The 16,017-nt window shown below is 47.3% G+C and carries 15 protein-coding genes; 3 read left to right on the forward strand and 12 right to left on the reverse strand.

What is annotated here, in order from left to right; all coding sequences use genetic code 11:
• Positions 1-5: 5 nt before the first annotated feature.
• Positions 6-479: a Cys-tRNA(Pro) deacylase gene (ybaK, locus tag Q0386_RS06870; protein WP_299028950.1), complete on the reverse strand. Its 474-nt coding sequence runs from the start codon at positions 477-479 to the stop codon at positions 6-8.
• Between the two features lie 60 nt (positions 480-539).
• Between ybaK and fliL the strand changes: the two genes are divergently transcribed.
• Together fliL and acpS are read left to right on the forward strand one after the other, a co-directional pair.
• Complete coding sequence (gene fliL / locus Q0386_RS06875; RefSeq protein ID WP_299028953.1) at positions 540-1,073, forward strand: flagellar basal body-associated protein FliL; 534 nt, start codon at positions 540-542, stop codon at positions 1,071-1,073.
• On the forward strand, positions 1,070-1,423 hold the full coding sequence (gene acpS, locus Q0386_RS06880) for a holo-ACP synthase (RefSeq protein WP_299028956.1): 354 nt from the start codon (positions 1,070-1,072) through the stop codon (positions 1,421-1,423). Before fliL ends, acpS begins: the two co-directional genes overlap by 4 nt.
• Before the next feature lie 150 nt (positions 1,424-1,573).
• Here the strand turns inward: acpS and Q0386_RS06885 are convergent, their stop codons facing one another.
• The 5 genes from Q0386_RS06885 to Q0386_RS06905 form a co-directional block, all read right to left on the reverse strand.
• Positions 1,574-1,675, reverse strand: coding sequence for a DUF1963 domain-containing protein (locus tag Q0386_RS06885; protein ID WP_299028959.1), 102 nt, complete (start codon positions 1,673-1,675; stop codon positions 1,574-1,576).
• A complete protein-coding gene (locus Q0386_RS06890; protein ID WP_299028962.1) occupies positions 1,672-2,274 on the reverse strand; it encodes a DUF1963 domain-containing protein in 603 nt (200 codons plus the stop codon). The genes Q0386_RS06885 and Q0386_RS06890 overlap by 4 nt, the downstream gene beginning before the upstream one ends.
• Positions 2,183-2,419 carry a hypothetical protein gene (locus Q0386_RS06895; RefSeq protein ID WP_299028965.1) on the reverse strand — a complete coding sequence of 79 codons (237 nt, stop codon included), beginning with the start codon at positions 2,417-2,419 and terminating at the stop codon, positions 2,183-2,185. The genes Q0386_RS06890 and Q0386_RS06895 overlap by 92 nt, the downstream gene beginning before the upstream one ends.
• 508 nt (positions 2,420-2,927) lie before the next feature.
• The gene (locus Q0386_RS06900) at positions 2,928-3,539 is read right to left on the reverse strand and encodes a TRIC cation channel family protein (RefSeq protein ID WP_299028968.1); all 612 of its coding nucleotides are present in this window, start codon (positions 3,537-3,539) and stop codon (positions 2,928-2,930) included.
• A 460-nt stretch (positions 3,540-3,999) separates the two neighbouring features.
• On the reverse strand, positions 4,000-6,714 hold the full coding sequence (locus Q0386_RS06905; RefSeq protein ID WP_299028971.1) for a bifunctional aconitate hydratase 2/2-methylisocitrate dehydratase: 2,715 nt from the start codon (positions 6,712-6,714) through the stop codon (positions 4,000-4,002).
• 86 nt (positions 6,715-6,800) lie between these two features.
• Between Q0386_RS06905 and Q0386_RS06910 the strand changes: the two genes are divergently transcribed.
• On the forward strand, positions 6,801-7,268 hold the full coding sequence (locus Q0386_RS06910) for a methylated-DNA--[protein]-cysteine S-methyltransferase (protein ID WP_299028974.1): 468 nt from the start codon (positions 6,801-6,803) through the stop codon (positions 7,266-7,268).
• A gap of 133 nt (positions 7,269-7,401) precedes the next feature.
• Here the strand turns inward: Q0386_RS06910 and Q0386_RS06915 are convergent, their stop codons facing one another.
• The 6 genes from Q0386_RS06915 to Q0386_RS06940 form a co-directional block, all read right to left on the reverse strand.
• Positions 7,402-7,830 carry an EamA family transporter gene (locus Q0386_RS06915; RefSeq protein ID WP_299028976.1) on the reverse strand — a complete coding sequence of 143 codons (429 nt, stop codon included), beginning with the start codon at positions 7,828-7,830 and terminating at the stop codon, positions 7,402-7,404.
• A 188-nt stretch (positions 7,831-8,018) separates the two neighbouring features.
• On the reverse strand, positions 8,019-9,980 hold the full coding sequence (locus Q0386_RS06920) for a methyl-accepting chemotaxis protein (protein ID WP_299028979.1): 1,962 nt from the start codon (positions 9,978-9,980) through the stop codon (positions 8,019-8,021).
• 316 nt (positions 9,981-10,296) lie between these two features.
• On the reverse strand, positions 10,297-12,855 hold the full coding sequence (locus Q0386_RS06925) for a molybdopterin-dependent oxidoreductase (RefSeq protein WP_299028982.1): 2,559 nt from the start codon (positions 12,853-12,855) through the stop codon (positions 10,297-10,299).
• A gap of 434 nt (positions 12,856-13,289) precedes the next feature.
• Positions 13,290-13,868 carry a cytochrome C gene (locus Q0386_RS06930; protein ID WP_299028985.1) on the reverse strand — a complete coding sequence of 193 codons (579 nt, stop codon included), beginning with the start codon at positions 13,866-13,868 and terminating at the stop codon, positions 13,290-13,292.
• Between the two features lie 269 nt (positions 13,869-14,137).
• On the reverse strand, positions 14,138-15,064 hold the full coding sequence (locus Q0386_RS06935) for a Dyp-type peroxidase (protein ID WP_299028988.1): 927 nt from the start codon (positions 15,062-15,064) through the stop codon (positions 14,138-14,140).
• A 161-nt stretch (positions 15,065-15,225) separates the two neighbouring features.
• Positions 15,226-15,954: a response regulator transcription factor gene (locus Q0386_RS06940; protein ID WP_299028991.1), complete on the reverse strand. Its 729-nt coding sequence runs from the start codon at positions 15,952-15,954 to the stop codon at positions 15,226-15,228.
• Positions 15,955-16,017 lie beyond the last annotated feature (63 nt).

Below are 16,017 nucleotides of genomic sequence, written 5' to 3' on the forward strand. Positions count from 1 at the left end.
TTTTACTAAACGGCGACGTCTCCAAGCTTTGCGTTGACAGCTTCTATTAAGCTTTGAGGTGCAATTTTGATCTGTTTTCCGCGCACCCCGGCACTCACGTAGACGTAATCTTGCTTTAAAATCCTCTCGTCAAAAAACGTCTCAAACGCCTTTTTCATCGCTATCGGCGAGCAGCCACCCCTGATATAGCCCGTCACTTTTTCAAGTTCTCTTAAGTTTAAAAGTTCGCATTTTTTATGTCCGCTGAGTCTAGCCAGAGCTTTTAAATTTAAGCTCAAATCACCCTGTATGCACGCTACGACATAGCCTCTAGGCTCGCATTCGCAGACGATGGTTTTATATATTTTTTCTATTTGCTCGCCGCAAACGGCAGCTACGTGAACGGCGCTCAGATCGCTCTCATCCACTTCGTATTCAACTAGCTCATAGGGGATATGTTTGCCGTCTAGAAACCTCGCGGCATTTGTTTTATGTACCATTGCCTTCTCATTTTTCAAAAATTTAAGATATAATTATAGCTAAAATTTTAAGGAGAATAGATGGCTGAAGAAATTTCAGAAAATCAAGGCAAAAAGGGAAACGGGCTGGTTCTCATCATCATCATTGTTATTTTACTGCTTCTTTTGGTGGTCGGCGGACTTTTGGCGTTCTTACTAATGGGCGGCAATGAAGAGAATGCTCAAGCGCAAGCTGTACAAACTCAAACCGAGCAAGTTCAAGCTTCAACGCCTAAAAATACGGCGGGCAAGCGATCAAACGATTATGTAAATATGGGCCCGGTTTATCCGCTCGATCAGTTTATCGTAAATTTGCTTAGCGAAAGCGGCTCGAGATACCTAAAAACGAAGGTTGATCTAGAGCTTAGCGCCGATACGTTAACGCCTGAAATCGATAAGAAAAAGCCGCTAATAAGAGATATCGTCGTTTCTACGCTCTCGTCTAAAACGTACGAAGAGGTAAGTACTCAAAAAGGCAAAAACCGCCTAAAAGACGAGATAGTCGACCGCCTAAACGAGGTTTTGGCCGACGGTCATATAAAAAATATCTACTTTACCGACTTTGTGGTGCAATGATCGGCATAGACATCGTAGCGATCTCGCGTATCTCAAGGCTTAAAGAGCGGCGAGGCGAGGATTTTTTGAGATATTTTTTAAACGATGAAGAGATACGTATCGCAAAAACGGACGCTACGATAGCTGGATTTTTCGCAGCTAAAGAGGCTATCAGCAAGGCTCTTGGCTGCGGGATCTCGGCTGAGTTTTCGTTCTTTGACGCTCAAATTTATAAAGACGAGAAAAACGCCCCCAAAGTAAAGCTCTCAGAAAAAATCATCAAAAACTTTAACCTAAAAGACGCGCAAATTACCATCAGTCACGACGGAGGCTTTGCTATCGCCGCTGCAATACTGCAAAAAGCGGATTAAACTTTTAAATTTGACTCTGATTTACTAAATTTTAACAACCATCGTCGACTCTGTCTTTTTATCCAGCAGACGAAAGCCAAATTTGAGTGTTTTTAGTTCGTGCCGATTTAGCACAGCAATCCTCAAATTTGATCCTATAAGGCCGCAAATTTAATCGCACTGCAGCACTAGCCAGCTTTTATCAAACTTCTTCTCGCATAGATCGTTTTTTCTGATCCACAGATAAATTTTACCGCAATCGCACCACATCATCTCGTTTTCGTCGTTACTGCCGATTTGTAGTAGCAGCGTCCACTCGCCGATATTTTGCCGAAATTTTTCAAACTCCAACCCGCTATAATCCTCATCGCCGCCGCAATAAAAGCCGTTACAAGCTCGCACTCTAGCTCCATACCGCCCTGGATATTGTCCGAATGTCCTAAAATTTTATTTTCACTGCGCTGCTCGCAAAAATCATCCGCCATCTGCCAATACGCGTCGATTTCGTCATCGCTCATCTCGATATCGCCGACCAAATCGCTCTCCAAATCCGGCAACTCGGTCGTATTTGCAAATTTTAAAGAAGTCGCCGCAAACGCTTCGTTGTTTTCAAACGGCGCAACCTTACGCTCTAGCTCGCTCGTATCCTCCGCATAAATCACCTTTTTAAAAGCGCCGTCTTTCGGATCGTATCCCCACGGCATCCCGGCGCAATCATAAAAGAGATAGAGCATACCGCGACTCGGCAACTCGCTCTGGGTATCAAACTTTGAAATTTCGCTAAAATTTATCTGCGCTATAAAATGAAGCGGCTCGCCGGTTTTCCAGTTTTGTCCACGGCTCGTTTCGCGGTAGATCCAGTGGTCCCTCAAATTTCGACGCCCCTATCGGTATTTGCTGATCGTCGCTTGCTTTTAGCGAAATTTCCACCGCATTTTTAGCATAGTTTTTTATCTCCTCAAATATACGTCCGAGTCCGTATTCTTCATATCTTGCGCGTAAATTTCGCAAATTCATATTTTTTCCTTTAAAATTACCGTCAAACGCGGATTTTTCTTGATATGACGGCTTTAGATTTAGCCGACCGTAGCTCTGCTCTAAAGATATTTTAAATTTTATAAAACGCCTGCCGCTTGATTTTTTGCCCGGCAAAACGCCCGCTCAAATTTGACCGCCGAATTTACACCGAGCAAAGCGATACCGCCGGCTTAAATTTAACCAAACTTCGTTACAAAAAGCAACCAAGGGTCAAATTCGGTCTTCGTAGCTGAGCCGCCGCCAAAGCCGGACGCAAAAGAAAGTCTAAATTTAAGTGCCGCGCACAGCCGCCAGCCACACAAGCAAGGCTAAATTTAGGCGCCAAACGATCCGCATCCGGGAGCCGCCGCCAAAGCCGCCAAAACCGGAGCCGATCGCTGTCAAATTTTCAAATTTAACGCGCTATTTCGCCGTTTTCGCTATCTAAGTAAATGCGGTCGATTTCTCAAATTTCAAGCGCCGTTGTGACTGCGAAATAGAACAAATTTCACTTCTGCAGCTTCGGCAAGCTCCAGCCCAGATAATACGCCGCAAGTCTAAACACGACGCCAAACGCAAAAAGCCCCATCACCCAAAACACGCTCGTAAATCCCGCATAATCCATCGCAAAATATATAAGCCCCACGACAATACTAACAGTCGCGTAAAGCCCCGTTTTTAAGCACCATGGGATCTCGTTAAACAGCACATCGCGTATCATGCCGCCGCCCACGCCGTTGCAAAGCGCGAGCAGCACGACGCCAAAGACATTATAACCAAACTGTAGCGCCACGATCGCTCCAACGATAGAAAAACTCACCAGATCCACGGCGTCGGTAGTGACGAAAAGGAATTTTTTCTCGATATCGCTTCGCTTGTGCAGGCGCAAAAACGCCGAGAGAAAGAGCATCGCCATCACGATAATGCACGGAGCGTAGTGCGTAAATGAATACGGCGGGCGCGAGACGATAGCATCGCGCATAAATCCGCCTCCAAGCGCGGTTAGAAGTGCGGCGATAAAGATACCCAGCCAGTCGCAGTCGCGCTTAACCGCAAAGATAAATCCGCTCGTGGCTGCAGAGGCGATGCCGATGTATTCGGCTACCAGAAGTGCTGTCATTTAGTGCCTTAAGTTTTTAAACGAGATTTTACATTTTTAAAATAAAAAAGTAGTTGAATTTAAATAATATTTAATTCGTAAATAGCGTACGGTTTGTTTAAAGTAGGCGCCAAAAAAAGAAGCAAAAATTTACGTAAAAAAGGGCAAAATTTAAACGCATTTTATGCGGCATATAGACTACGCTTTAACCTACAAGCTACAAGAATTTACCGCTTAACGTCTCGCACACTTATTCAGACCCCATTGGACTAAATTTAGGCTATACCGATAATATCGGCGCAGCCTACTTACCGCAAAATTTGCCTAGCCTAAAAGCTAGTCGATCAGCGCAGTCGCCGTCCGTAAGATTATCGCTGCAAAGACGTTTAGACGCGCAAGCGTGAAAATGCGACACGCCAGCCGTCCAAACTATCTAAAGTAGTATATACGCCGGTGCAAAATACGCTACTGCAACGAAAAATTAAATTTTAAAATTTTCTATCTCGTTAAAATTTAGATACCGATAGATCTGCGCCTCTTTGCCTGCAAGCTTTTGGGGTACGATATTCATGTATTCTGAGACGCTTGGTAGCCTACCTAGCACGGCGCAAACTGCCGCTAGCTCGGCGCTACCAAGATACACACGAGCGCCCATACCCATGCGGTTATCAAAATTTCTCGTCGAGGTCGAAAACACGGTCGCACCGTCATTTACGCGGGCTTGGTTACCCATACAAAGCGAGCAGCCGGGCACCTCCGTGCGGGCACCCACCGCGCGAAAGATATCGTAGTAGCCCTCCGCCTCCAGCAGCCGCTGATCCATCTTTGTTGGCGGCGCTATCCAGAGTCTAGTAGGCAGCGTGCCGAGCCCACGCAGAGCCTCGCCGAGCGCTCGGTAGTGGCCGATATTGGTCATACAGCTACCCACAAACACCTCGTCGATCTTGTGCGGGCGCGAGCTATCAGCTAGCACTTCGCTCAGGGTCGCGACGTCGTCTGGGTCGTTCGGGCAGGCTAGGATCGGTTCCATGATCTCGTCCAAATTTATCTCGATCACCTCGGCGTAGCGCGCGTTTTTGTCGGATCGCAGCAGCTCGGGCGCCGCTAGCCACTCGCGCATTTTTGCCGCGCGGCGCTCCAGGCTCGCCCTGCTCTCATACCCGGCCTCTATCATCGCCTCGATGAGAGTGACGTTTGAGCGGACGTATTCAGCGACGCTTTGCTCGCTCAAATTTACCGCGCAGGCCGCCGCAGAGCGCTCAGCCGAGGCGTCGCTTAGCTCAAATGCCTGCTCGACTTTTAGCTCCTCCAGCCCCTCGATTTCTAAAATTTTACCCGCAAATACGTTTTTCTTGCCTTTCTTTTCGACCGTGAGCAGCCCGCGCTTGATCGCGTAGTACGGGATTGCGTTTACCAGATCGCGTAGCGTCACGCCCTTTTGCAACCGCCCGCTAAATCGCACAAGCACGGACTCTGGCATATTTAGCGGCATAGCTCCGGATACCGCCGCAAATGCCACCAGTCCACTACCAGCCGGAAAGCTCACACCGATAGGAAAGCGCGTATGAGAGTCGCCGCCCGTGCCCACGGTATCTGGCAGTACCATGCGGTTTAGCCACGAGTGTATGACGCCGTCGCCCGGCCTCAGACTCACTCCGCCGCGCGAGCTCATAAATTTAGGTAGCGTCCTTTGCGTCTCAAGGTCGCTTGGTTTTGGATAGGCCGCCGTGTGGCAAAAGCTCTGCAACACGAAATCGGCTGAAAATCCAAGACTAGCCAGCTCCTTGATCTCGTCGCGCGTCATCGGCCCGGTGGTGTCCTGCGAGCCTACGGTTAGCGTCGCGGGTTCGCAGTATTGCCCGGCTCTGATGCCCTGCACGCCGCAGGCCTTGCCTACGATCTTTTGAGCTAGTGTGTAGCCCTCGCTCTCGTCCGTTTGCGGCTGCACAGGCTTGGCAAATATATCCTCCGCGCCCAAATTTAGCGCAGCCCTAGCCTTACCGCAAAGCGAGCGACCTATGATGAGCGGTATGCGCCCGCCCGCTCTGATCTCGTCAAATATCGTGTTCGGCGCAAGCGTAAAGCGAGCAATGGGCTCGCCTTCGGGCTTTTCGTTTTCGTTTAAATTTTCAAATTTAGCTTCACCGTAAATTTGTACTCCGTCAAATTTGCTCTCGGCGCTCAAATTTACCCGCCCTACGCGAAAAATCTCGCCCGCGTACGGATAGATATCCACCACGTCGCCCGTCTCTAGCGCGCTCGCGTCGGCTACGATCGGTAGCGCGCCGCTATCCTCGGCGGTGTTAAAAAATATCGGCGCGATCGCCGTTCCTATCACGATACCGCCCGTCTTTTTGTTTGGCACGCCCTCTATCTCGCGCCCGAGGTGCCACTGGATGGAGTTTATGCCGCTTTTTCGGCTACTGCCCGTACCTACGACGTCGCCCGCGTAGACGACCTCGAGCCCGCTTTTTTTGAGCTCGCCGATCGTCTCTAGGCTGCCTGGCTGACGCTTAACCAGCATCGCGTTTGCGTGTAGCGGGATATCCGAGCGCGTGTAGGCCTCGCTAGCGGGACTTAGATCGTCGGTGTTGGTTTCACCTGCAACCTTAAAGATGGCCGCTCTGATACGCCTAGGCAGGCTCTCGCGCGCTTTAAACCACCCCGCCTCCGCCCACGAGCGTAGCACTTCTAGCGCAAATTTATTGCTTTTAGCAAGCTGCGCCACGTCGTTAAAATAATCATGCACGAAAATCGTCTCTTTTAGCGCGTTACAGGCGGCCTGTGCTACGGCTTCGTCGGCGCTTTTTAGGCTCTCAATCAGCACGATGACGCTGTATCCGCCCAGCATCGGTCGCAGCAAATTTACGGCGCCGATTTTGTCAAGGCCGCTTATCTCAAGTCCGTGATTTATAATCTCGTTTAAAAACTCCGCCTTTACCTTCGCCGCGTCATCTACACCCGGATTTACGCGATTTGCGAGTAAATTTACGAGCCGCTTTACTCTCTTTTGATTTTCATCTAGCTTTGCGGCGTTCATCGCTTCGCCTACGCCGCCAAACTCCTTCTCGTGCGCGCTTTCGAGCTTTAAAAGCTCGCAGACTTTTCTGGTCTGCTCCTCGTTTAGCGGCAGCGGCGGCACGCCCAGGACCTCGCGCTCTTTTACGTGTTTTTCGTACTGCGTGAAAAAATCCATCTTTTATCCTTATTAAAATTTACGTAATTTTAGCAAAACAAAGCGAAATTTGGCTAAATTTAAGCACTTGATTTTAAGGAATTACTATGCAAAAAGCGTATTTTGACTCGCCTGTGGGCGTTTTGGAGATTTGCGGCGACGAGAGCGGAGTTTGCGAGATAAATTTCGTGCGAAATTTTGTCCGCACTGACGTAACGGACGCAAATTTAAGGCTCTGCTTAAGCGAGCTTGAAAGGTATTTTAAAGGCGAGCTAAAAACCTTTAAAACGCGACTAAATATCTGCGGTACGGCGTTTCAGAGGTGCGTTTATGAAAATCTGCAAAAGATCTCATATGGCGAGCGAGTTACGTATGCCCAGCTCGCAGCGATGACTGGGCGGCCGAGGGCATTTCGCGCGGCAGGCTCTGCAAACGCGAAAAACAAAATCCCAATCGTCGTGCCTTGCCACAGAGTCGTCGCCTCAAACGGCCTCGGCGGATACAGCGGCGGCGAAGGGCTGGCGACTAAAATTTGGCTTTTGGAGCATGAAGCGAAATTTAAGGGCAAAATTTGATAGCTTGTATTTTTGCGGTTGAAATTTGACAATGTGCATATATCAAATTTGTGATTGATGGGTACAAATTTGACGCGAGCTTTTACGCTCGCCGAATTTGGTAAATTTAACTCAAATCAAATTTACTCGTAAGCTATCTATTTGCAAAAACCAGCGTAAACACGCCGCTAGCTATCAGTGCGATACCGATCCACTCTCTGACGCTCGGGCGCTCGCCCAAAAATATAACCGCAAAAACGACTACCAAAACGACGCTAAGCTTATCTATGGGCGCTACCTGCGAGGCGGAGCCTATCTGAAGCGCCTTAAAATACGCTAGCCACGACGCGCCCGTCGCAAGTCCGCTAAGCGTCAAAAACACCCAGTTTCGCGCGCTTAGCTCGCCAAGGGGCTGCCACTTTTTAGCATACGTGAGAAACAAAATCAGCGCCCCGGCGATAACCAGCGTCCTGATAAAGGTCGCGAAATTTGAGTCCACGCCCTCAAGCCCGACCTTGGCGAAAATCGCCGTAAGCGCGGCAAAAACCGCCGAAGCTAGCGCCCATAAAGCCCATTCTTGCATGTTTTATCCTTTGCAAAATTATAGTCAAATTTTACGGCAAATTTAGCTCGAAAGGGCACAAATTTAAGATGAAAAAACAAGAGAAAGCTACAAAGCGATTAAATTTGCCGGTGTTGCAAATGGATTAAGTAGAGTTTAAATCAAAAAAGCGAATGCCTGATTTTTGACATTCGCTTTTAAAATTCGATTTAAAATTTATTTTTTCTAACATCCGAGACGATATTTTTAGCCATATCGTCTATCTCGGCCGTTACGTCGTTGGTAGTATTTACGATAGAGATATTTTGATGAGTGATCGTATCTATCTGCGCGACTGACTGATTTATCATATTTATACCGTCTGATTGCTCTTTGATGCTCTCGCTCATCTCATTGATGCTTTGAGCTAGCACGTTTGCGTTGGCTTCGATTTCGCTTAGAGATTTTTGGGTTCGCTCCGCTAGTTTGCGTACTTCGTCGGCAACTACGGCAAAGCCTCTACCGTGTTCGCCCGCCCTTGCCGCTTCGATAGCGGCGTTTAGAGCTAGCAGGTTGGTTTGATCGGCGATATCGCGGATTATTACGATGATGTTTTTAATCTCTTCGCTTTGGCGGGTTACGTCCTGCGCCTTTTGGCTGATCGCGTTCATAGAGCTACTCATCTGCTCGATCGCGGCGGCGCTTTCTTGGATGGAGTCTGCTTGCTTATGGGCTCCGTCGGTTAGATTTTTCATAGATTCGGCTAGGATTTTAGCTTTTGCTTCTAGGCTTTCAGCCTCGTTTAGATTTTCTTTTAGCATATTGCTAACAGCTACACCGGCGCTCTCTATACCCATGATCATATCTTTTAGATCGCTTTCTAGCTCATCTTTGAGCTCGATTTTAGCGGTGTAATCATTTTTGTTATATGAGTTTAGCACGCGTGCGATGTCTTTTAAATTTGACGATATTGAGCTAAAGAATTTATTTAGCAAATCTTTTAGTTGCACTAGAGCCGGGTTATTAGGATCCGCCTTTATAGTTGCGCCCATATGGCCTTTTATCATGAGATTTGCGATGCCGTTCATCTCCTCGATCAGAGCGCTATCTTTTTTGATGCCGTAGACTACTTTATCTATATTTTCGTTGATAGCCCTACTCATAACGCCGAATTCATCCTGCGTATTTACGGCTAACTTTTCAGGAGCCTTAGATACCTCATGTGTAACGAATTTAAACGTATCCTCAAGCTTTTCTTGGATAGTTTTTATCGGACTGAGAGATTTTTTAAGCAATACATAAACAAAAATCGAAAGAGCGACTATAAATAACGCCGCTAGCGCAAGCTGAGCCTTAAGTAGAGGAAGGGTATTGCTAGAAAAAGTATCCGCTCCGATAGCTGCGACTGCTAGCCAGCCTTTATCGTTGATAGGCAAAAGTTTAGCCGTTACGTTCTCGCCCTTATAGTTAGTATAAGGAATAAGTCCGTTTTTATCAAATTTCTTTTCTGCGTATTGCTTGGAGAGATATGTAGTAGAGTCGACTGATTTGCCGACATTCTCAGGATTTGAGTGCATTAGCATGACGCCGTCTTGATTCATTAGATAAACATAGCCGTATTCGGTCTTGCCCATATCGAGGATTTTTTTGCTTAGAGTTTTTATATCGATATCTATACCTACTATACCGACAAATTTACCGTTTTTTACCGCAGGTGCTACGAAAGTTACGACCAAATCGTTAGTCGAAGTTAAGCGAGGCTGCATATAAATAGCTTTATTTTCATTTTTAGCCGCTCCGTACCAACCCCTAGTTCGCGGATCATAGTTATCGGCCAAGGTTGTTCTTTTACCGTCCGATTGGAAAAAATAACCATCCTCGCGTCCATAGTAAACATAAGTAACCAACGAATTTGCAAGCTCTTTTTCTAGCACCAAATGACGCATTATATCATCGCCGTCGTCTGAAATTTTCTCGATGTTTACAGCTATTTTTTTGACCATAGCCAAATAATCTTCAAAAAACGAATTAGCAACAGTATTGACGTCTTTTAAAATTTGAGCCTGATTTTGGCTAACGAGCTGAACGACCTTATTCTCAGCCGTATAATAACTAACCGCCGAAATAGCGGCAAACGAAACGATCAGCGCGACGATGAGCATTAGCGCGATCTTGTTTGTGATAGAACGCATTTTCTCTCCTTAGATTTTGATTAAAATTTCTATTTTACTACGTTAAAAATTAAATAAAATTAAAACTTTACATTAACTATGTTTTAAAAGCAAAATCCAGTCCAAATTTATTAAAAATAAGAAGTAATTTTTATGAGAATAAAATATAAAGCGGTATGAAAGCAAAATCAGCGTAGCAAAAACGATAAATTTAATCCAAATTTAACTGCTTCAAGTTAAATTTAAAAGCTAAATTTTAAACGCCTCGCCGAGTCAAATTTAACCCGGCGAGGCTCTATCAAATTTAAGCCGCAGATTTTAGTTTGCAGCCTCAAATTTAAGCAAATTTCGGATCGCTAAACGCCGTTAGCTCAGGCGCCTTGCCCGTAAATTTCTCGATATTTACAAGCGCGGTGTGGCTGATGTTGCCGTTAGCTAGCTTGCTAGTCGGGATATCGATAGTTAGTACGTTTGGCGAGCCGTTTTTGCAAAGACCCGCGTCAAATCCGTCGTACCATACGCCCTCAGCGAGCTTAACTACGCCCTCTTTGATATCTTGCGTCACCAAGGCACCCGCTAGAACTTCGCCGCGCGCGTTAAATACTCTAACCAAATCGCCCGTTTTGATACCTTTTTTCGCGGCGTCTTTAGGGTGTATCCAGATCGGCTCGCGGTTTGCAATCGCGTAGTTTTTGCGCAGAGAGGTTTGGTTTAGCTGCGAGTGGAGGCGATCGGTCGGATGCGGGCTTAGCATGTGTAGCTCGGCAGGTTTATCTTTCATGCCTAGCCACTCGATCGGCTCAAACCACATCGGATGCGCGCCGCAGTCGTCATAGCCCATTTTCTCGATGGTTTCGGAGTAAATTTCGATTAGGCCGCTTGGCGTTCCTAGAGGATTTAGCACCGGATCCTCTCTAAACTCGCCAAATCTCACCCACGTATCGCTCTCAGGCGTCGAGGCAAAAGTTACCGGCTTATTTTCATTCCAAAACTCCTCAAACGGCTTCATATCGGTTTCAAAATCAGGTATAGCCTTAACCTGCTCGTACGCCGCGCCGTAGTACTCTTTGATCCAGTCGAATTCGTCCTTGCCGTTGTCGGTGTAGGCGACGACTAAATTTTTAGCATACGCTTTGCAAAGATCGGTGAAAATTTGATAATCATCGCGAGCTTCGCCGTATTTTTCCACGACTTGCTTCATCGGTACGATGTTCATGTTTGAGTAGTCGCCCGTCATCGTGACGTCGTTGCGCTCGTATGCGGTTGTGGTTGGAAATACGATATCAGCCATCTTAGCCGTCGGCGTCCAATAAGATTCGTTTACGACTACCGTGCGAGGTTTGCGCCACGCTTCTAGCAGGCGGTTGGTCTCCTGATGGTGGGCGAAAGGATTACCACCGACCCAGTAGATAAAGTCGATATCAGGATACGTGATTTTCTTGCCGTTATGATCGATCACTTTGCCCGGATTTAACAGGGCGTCTGCGATACGAGCGACTGGGAATGCATAGTGAGTCGCCTTTTGTAGCCAGCTTTGACCCGTACCCGCAACCGCCGCAGCCTTAGCGACGAAGCGGCCGTTTGCGTCAAATTCTCCGCTATCGGTACCGATAAACTCGCCCTCGTCGTTAAATTTACCCACGCTTGCGCTATTTACTCCGCCGATTACAGCACCCTTGCAAGTCGGAGCGCCGCCATTTGAGTAGTGGTAGCTAAGGCCAAATCCTCCGCCAGGAAGCCCGATCTGTCCTAACATCGCCGCCAAAGTCACCATTGCCCAGTGCGGCTGCTCGCCGTGATGCGCGCGCTGCATGCCCCAACCGCTCATTATCATCGTGCGGTTAGCGGCGAAGGTATTGGCAAGCTCTTTTATGAGGCTTGCTTGAAGGCCGCAAATTTTGCTCGCCCACTCCAAATTTTTAGGCGTGCCGTCGGTTTTACCCAGCAGATACGGCAGGAACTTATCAAAGCCGCTCGTATAGGTCTCGATGAAGTTTTTATCGTATTTGCCGCTCTCGTATAGGTAGTGCATCATGCCTAGCATCATCGCGGTGTCGGTGTTTGGCACAGGAGCGATCCACTGAGCCTTGTCAAAGTACTGCGCCGTATCGCTTTTAATAGGGTCGATGATGATCACTTTGATATCTTTTTTGTTTTTTAGCTCTTCAAAGTACTTAAAGCCCTGCTCGTCGGTGCTAGTCCACGCTATACGAAGGGTTGCCATCGGGTTTGCTCCCCAGATGACGACTACTTTTGAGTTTTCTAGTACCACAGGCCAGCTAGTTTGCTGCTCGTAGACCTCGATGCTACCCACGACGTGAGGCATGATGATCTGGCTAGCCCCCGTCGAGTAGTCACCCAAAGACCCCACGAATCCGCCGCTAAGGTTCATAAATCTATGAAGTAAAATTCGCGAGTTGTGCACGTTGCCGCTTGATTTCCAGCCGTAGCTACCCGCAAACACGCCCTCTAGCCCCTTTTGTTTTCTCGTCTTTTTTAGCTCTCTAGCTACTAGCTTTATCACGTCCTCGTAGCGTACGCGTACCCAGCCGTCTTTGCCTCTTAGTTCGGGTTTTGGCGAGTCCGGATTTTCTAGGTAGCTTTTGCGCACCATAGGGTATTTTATACGCGATTTATAGACCATGTCGGCGGTGTAGTGTTGCAACGGATTATACACTTCGCTCGTTTTTTGAAACGGCTCTGATTTTACGATCTTGCCGTCTTTGACGCTAACTTTTAGCATACCCCAGTGAGCGGCCGTTAGCACCTCGCCGTTACGTACGTTTGCCGTATTTAGCTCGGCGCCGAGTAAATTTGACGCCGTTACGCTAGAAAACAAAGGAGCCGCCGCAAGCGCCGCTCCGCCCTTTAATACATCTCGTCTTTGTAGGTTCATTTTTCTCTCCTATTTTTATTTCTCGGTCGAATAAAATCCGACCTCCGAGCGGAAGCGCAAGCGCTCCCTGCACCCACCTAAAGTCCCTACTGCGTAGGGTACCCTGTTAAAATTTACTTCACAAACTGGCAAAGCCGGTCTTTTGCACGGACTCAAATTTAAGCTTTTACGCTCAAATTTGACCGCTCTCTAGTCCAGCGAGTCAAATTTGACGGCTAAAAGCCTCGTTCGCGCAGCCTAGCCCGCAAAGTAGTCGCTCAAATTTAGCGCGCATCTCGTCTTACGCGCTAAATTTACCATCCGCCGAACCTTCAAATTCGGCGTTTTAAAAACAGCCGCTTTGCCGCGACCTTTATAAAAATTTAGCTCCCGCAAATCTCGTCCATTTGCGAGCGCGTTAGGCGTAAACCCTCGTCAAATTTACGCGCCGCTTTTTACTTTTTCGCCACGTTCACGTCGGCAGAGTGCTTTTGCAAGTACTGTATCACCAGCCACTCGTCGTCTTTGCCGATCGCCGTTCGCGCGATCATCGATTTTAGCAGGTTAGGCCACTGATTTGCCTTGTAGTGCGTGGTTTGATGTAGCGAATGGCACACTCCGCAGCTCTCTTTGTAAAGCTCGTCGCCCTTAGCAAAAAGTCCGCCTAGATCGCTCGTAAAGCCGTCTTTTTGCGCATAGACCACGGTCTCGACCTCGTCCCATTTGCCGTTAGCGCCCTTTTTTACGACCTTTATATCGGGCGTCGCGGTTTTGGCAAACGCCACGGCGATGACGCGCTCGGAGTCACTAAAATAAACAACGTTGCTAACGGCGGGATTTTGGTAGCCTTTGACGGAGATTTTCACGCGGTCGCCCTGCGTGGCTAAAATTTTAACCCCGTTCGTCGGCAAGAGCCTGCCTATGCTTTTTTGCGACGTCGCGTCGGCATAGACGTCTTTTACCGACGGGCTGTATACCTCGCCCGCTGCAAAGAGCGAACAGGCAAGCAAGCTTGATAGTAGGATTTTTTTCATTTTTCTCCCTTAAATTTAAGATGTAAAAGGATTATATAAGAAAAGTATGATGAAAGTATGATTTTATGAAAATATAATTTTATATTTGCGCGGTTCATGCCGTAAATTTGCAAGTAAATTTTGCAAATTTAGCGGTAAAAGCTTACGAAAAAATACTAGTCTCGGTTTTAAATTTTAAAAGCGAATTCGGCAAGGTTATTGAAAGCAAATTTGAAAGCGTCAGCCCGCAAAACGCCCGAAATTTAGGATGGTTCGCGAGCCGAAAAATCCTACTCCGCGCTATAGCTTGAGAGCATATCAAAAGTAGGCGCGAAAAATAGCGCTCCGGTGACCGGCGTGCTAAAATCAAGCAATCTATCCGAGTTGCCGCGCGGCTCGCCGATAAACATCTTATTTAGCATCGCTTCAACCGTCGAAAACGTGCTAGCATACGCGATAAAGTACGTCCCCGTCACGCTTCCCTCGACAAAAGGCATATTTCCGCGAACGACTTTTTTATCATCGCCTACGTTTGCCGCGGCGGAGTGCGAGTTGCTAGGCTTTTCATCCTCGCTCATCTCGATGTCGTCTGCCTTAGTGCGGCCGATGACTTTTTCTTGCTCGCTCACGCTAGTTGCATTCCACTCTCTCATTTTGTGTTTATATTTTTGTACAAATACGTAGCTGCCGCCCTTAAATTTCCTATCCTCGTCACCGACTTTGGCAAAATAATCTCGGTCTTCGCCGCTTGGATTTTCGGTGCCGTCTACAAAGCCGATAATCGCTCTGCCGTCGTGGTATTTAAAACCCTGAGTTTCGTCTGCGAGCTTGGCAAATTTAAAAAGCTCGGCCTTTACATTTTGCGCCATATCAAAGCAGTCCGCAGCGTCTAACGCCCTAATATGCACGTGGATATCGCCCGCAGTGCTCACGGCTTCGTGCTTGTCGCCTTTTATAGCTTTAAAATTTACAAGCTCTTTTGGTAGCGGTTGCGGAAGTCCTAGTTTTAGCCACGCGTCGCGTCCGATGCCGATAACGCAGTTTACGTTCGCCTCCGCGCCAAACCTCACTTTAGCCGTTTTGTTTAAATTTACCACCAAAGCGCAAAGCCTCTCAAAGCCCTTTTTACAGGCGTTTTCGTCGCCGCTTAGCAACCAAGTTTGAAAGACGGTGTTATTGCCCGGCGCCTGCGTTACTTCTTGCGAATTTATTTGCATATTTTCTCCTTAAAGTTGATTTTAAAATTAGCAATTCGCATTTTACGACTTAAATTTTAATTTATGCTAAATTTACGCTTTTAAGAAAACGTAAATTTTAAACGGATTATAATCGCCGAGTTTCGTATTAAACTATGACTTTTTGATTAAGCCGTCTTGCCTCAGATATAGCTCGTTTGACTCACCGTGCGCTGATTTTGCTCGCCCAAGATAAGCGCATATCCGCTGCCTTGGGCATTTTGAATGAGTTCTGGATAGAGTTTTTTGCGTAGTTTATACACAAAACTTCGTATCGCGTCGGCGGTGCAGCTACCCTCCTGCCAGACGCACGCCTCGATCATCTCAAAGCTCACGACGCGCCCTTGATTTTTTAGAAAAAGATGGAGCAAATTTTGCTCTTTTTTCGTTAGCGCCACAGGCTCGCCGTCCTTTGTTAGCCGCCTGCTAAAGGCATTAAATTTAAAGCCGTTTTTTAGATCGACCTCCGCAAAATCGTTTTTAAATTTATTCGCCGCAAAGCTCATTTCCATGATGAGTTCGCGCTTTTCAAAGGGCTTTTTTAGTACGCCAAAGCTGCCTAGCTCTATCGCACTAAGCACGTTTTCGTCGCTATCGTATGCGGTGAGAAAAATAATGGGCACGTCCTTATCCAGCCCCCTGATGCGAGCCGCCATCTCAAGTCCGTTCATGTGTGGCATGTTGATATCCGAAAGCACCAAATTTACGCCCTTTGCCTCAAAAACCTCCAGCGCCTCTTTCGCGTTTGCGCAGGCGTAAACCTCGCTCACGTAGTTTTCGACCGATATTTTGATACTTTCGCGCAGGCTCTCGTTATCCTCGACGATGAGCAAATTTACGCCGTTTAAGATATTTTTTATTTTGCTATACACGCTAGCCTCGTTTCTTGCTTGTAGTTCTTAATTCCTCAAACTAATTTTCCAATTTACAGCCAC

The organism is uncultured Campylobacter sp., from assembly GCF_938045625.1.
GTDB lineage: Bacteria > Campylobacterota > Campylobacteria > Campylobacterales > Campylobacteraceae > Campylobacter_A.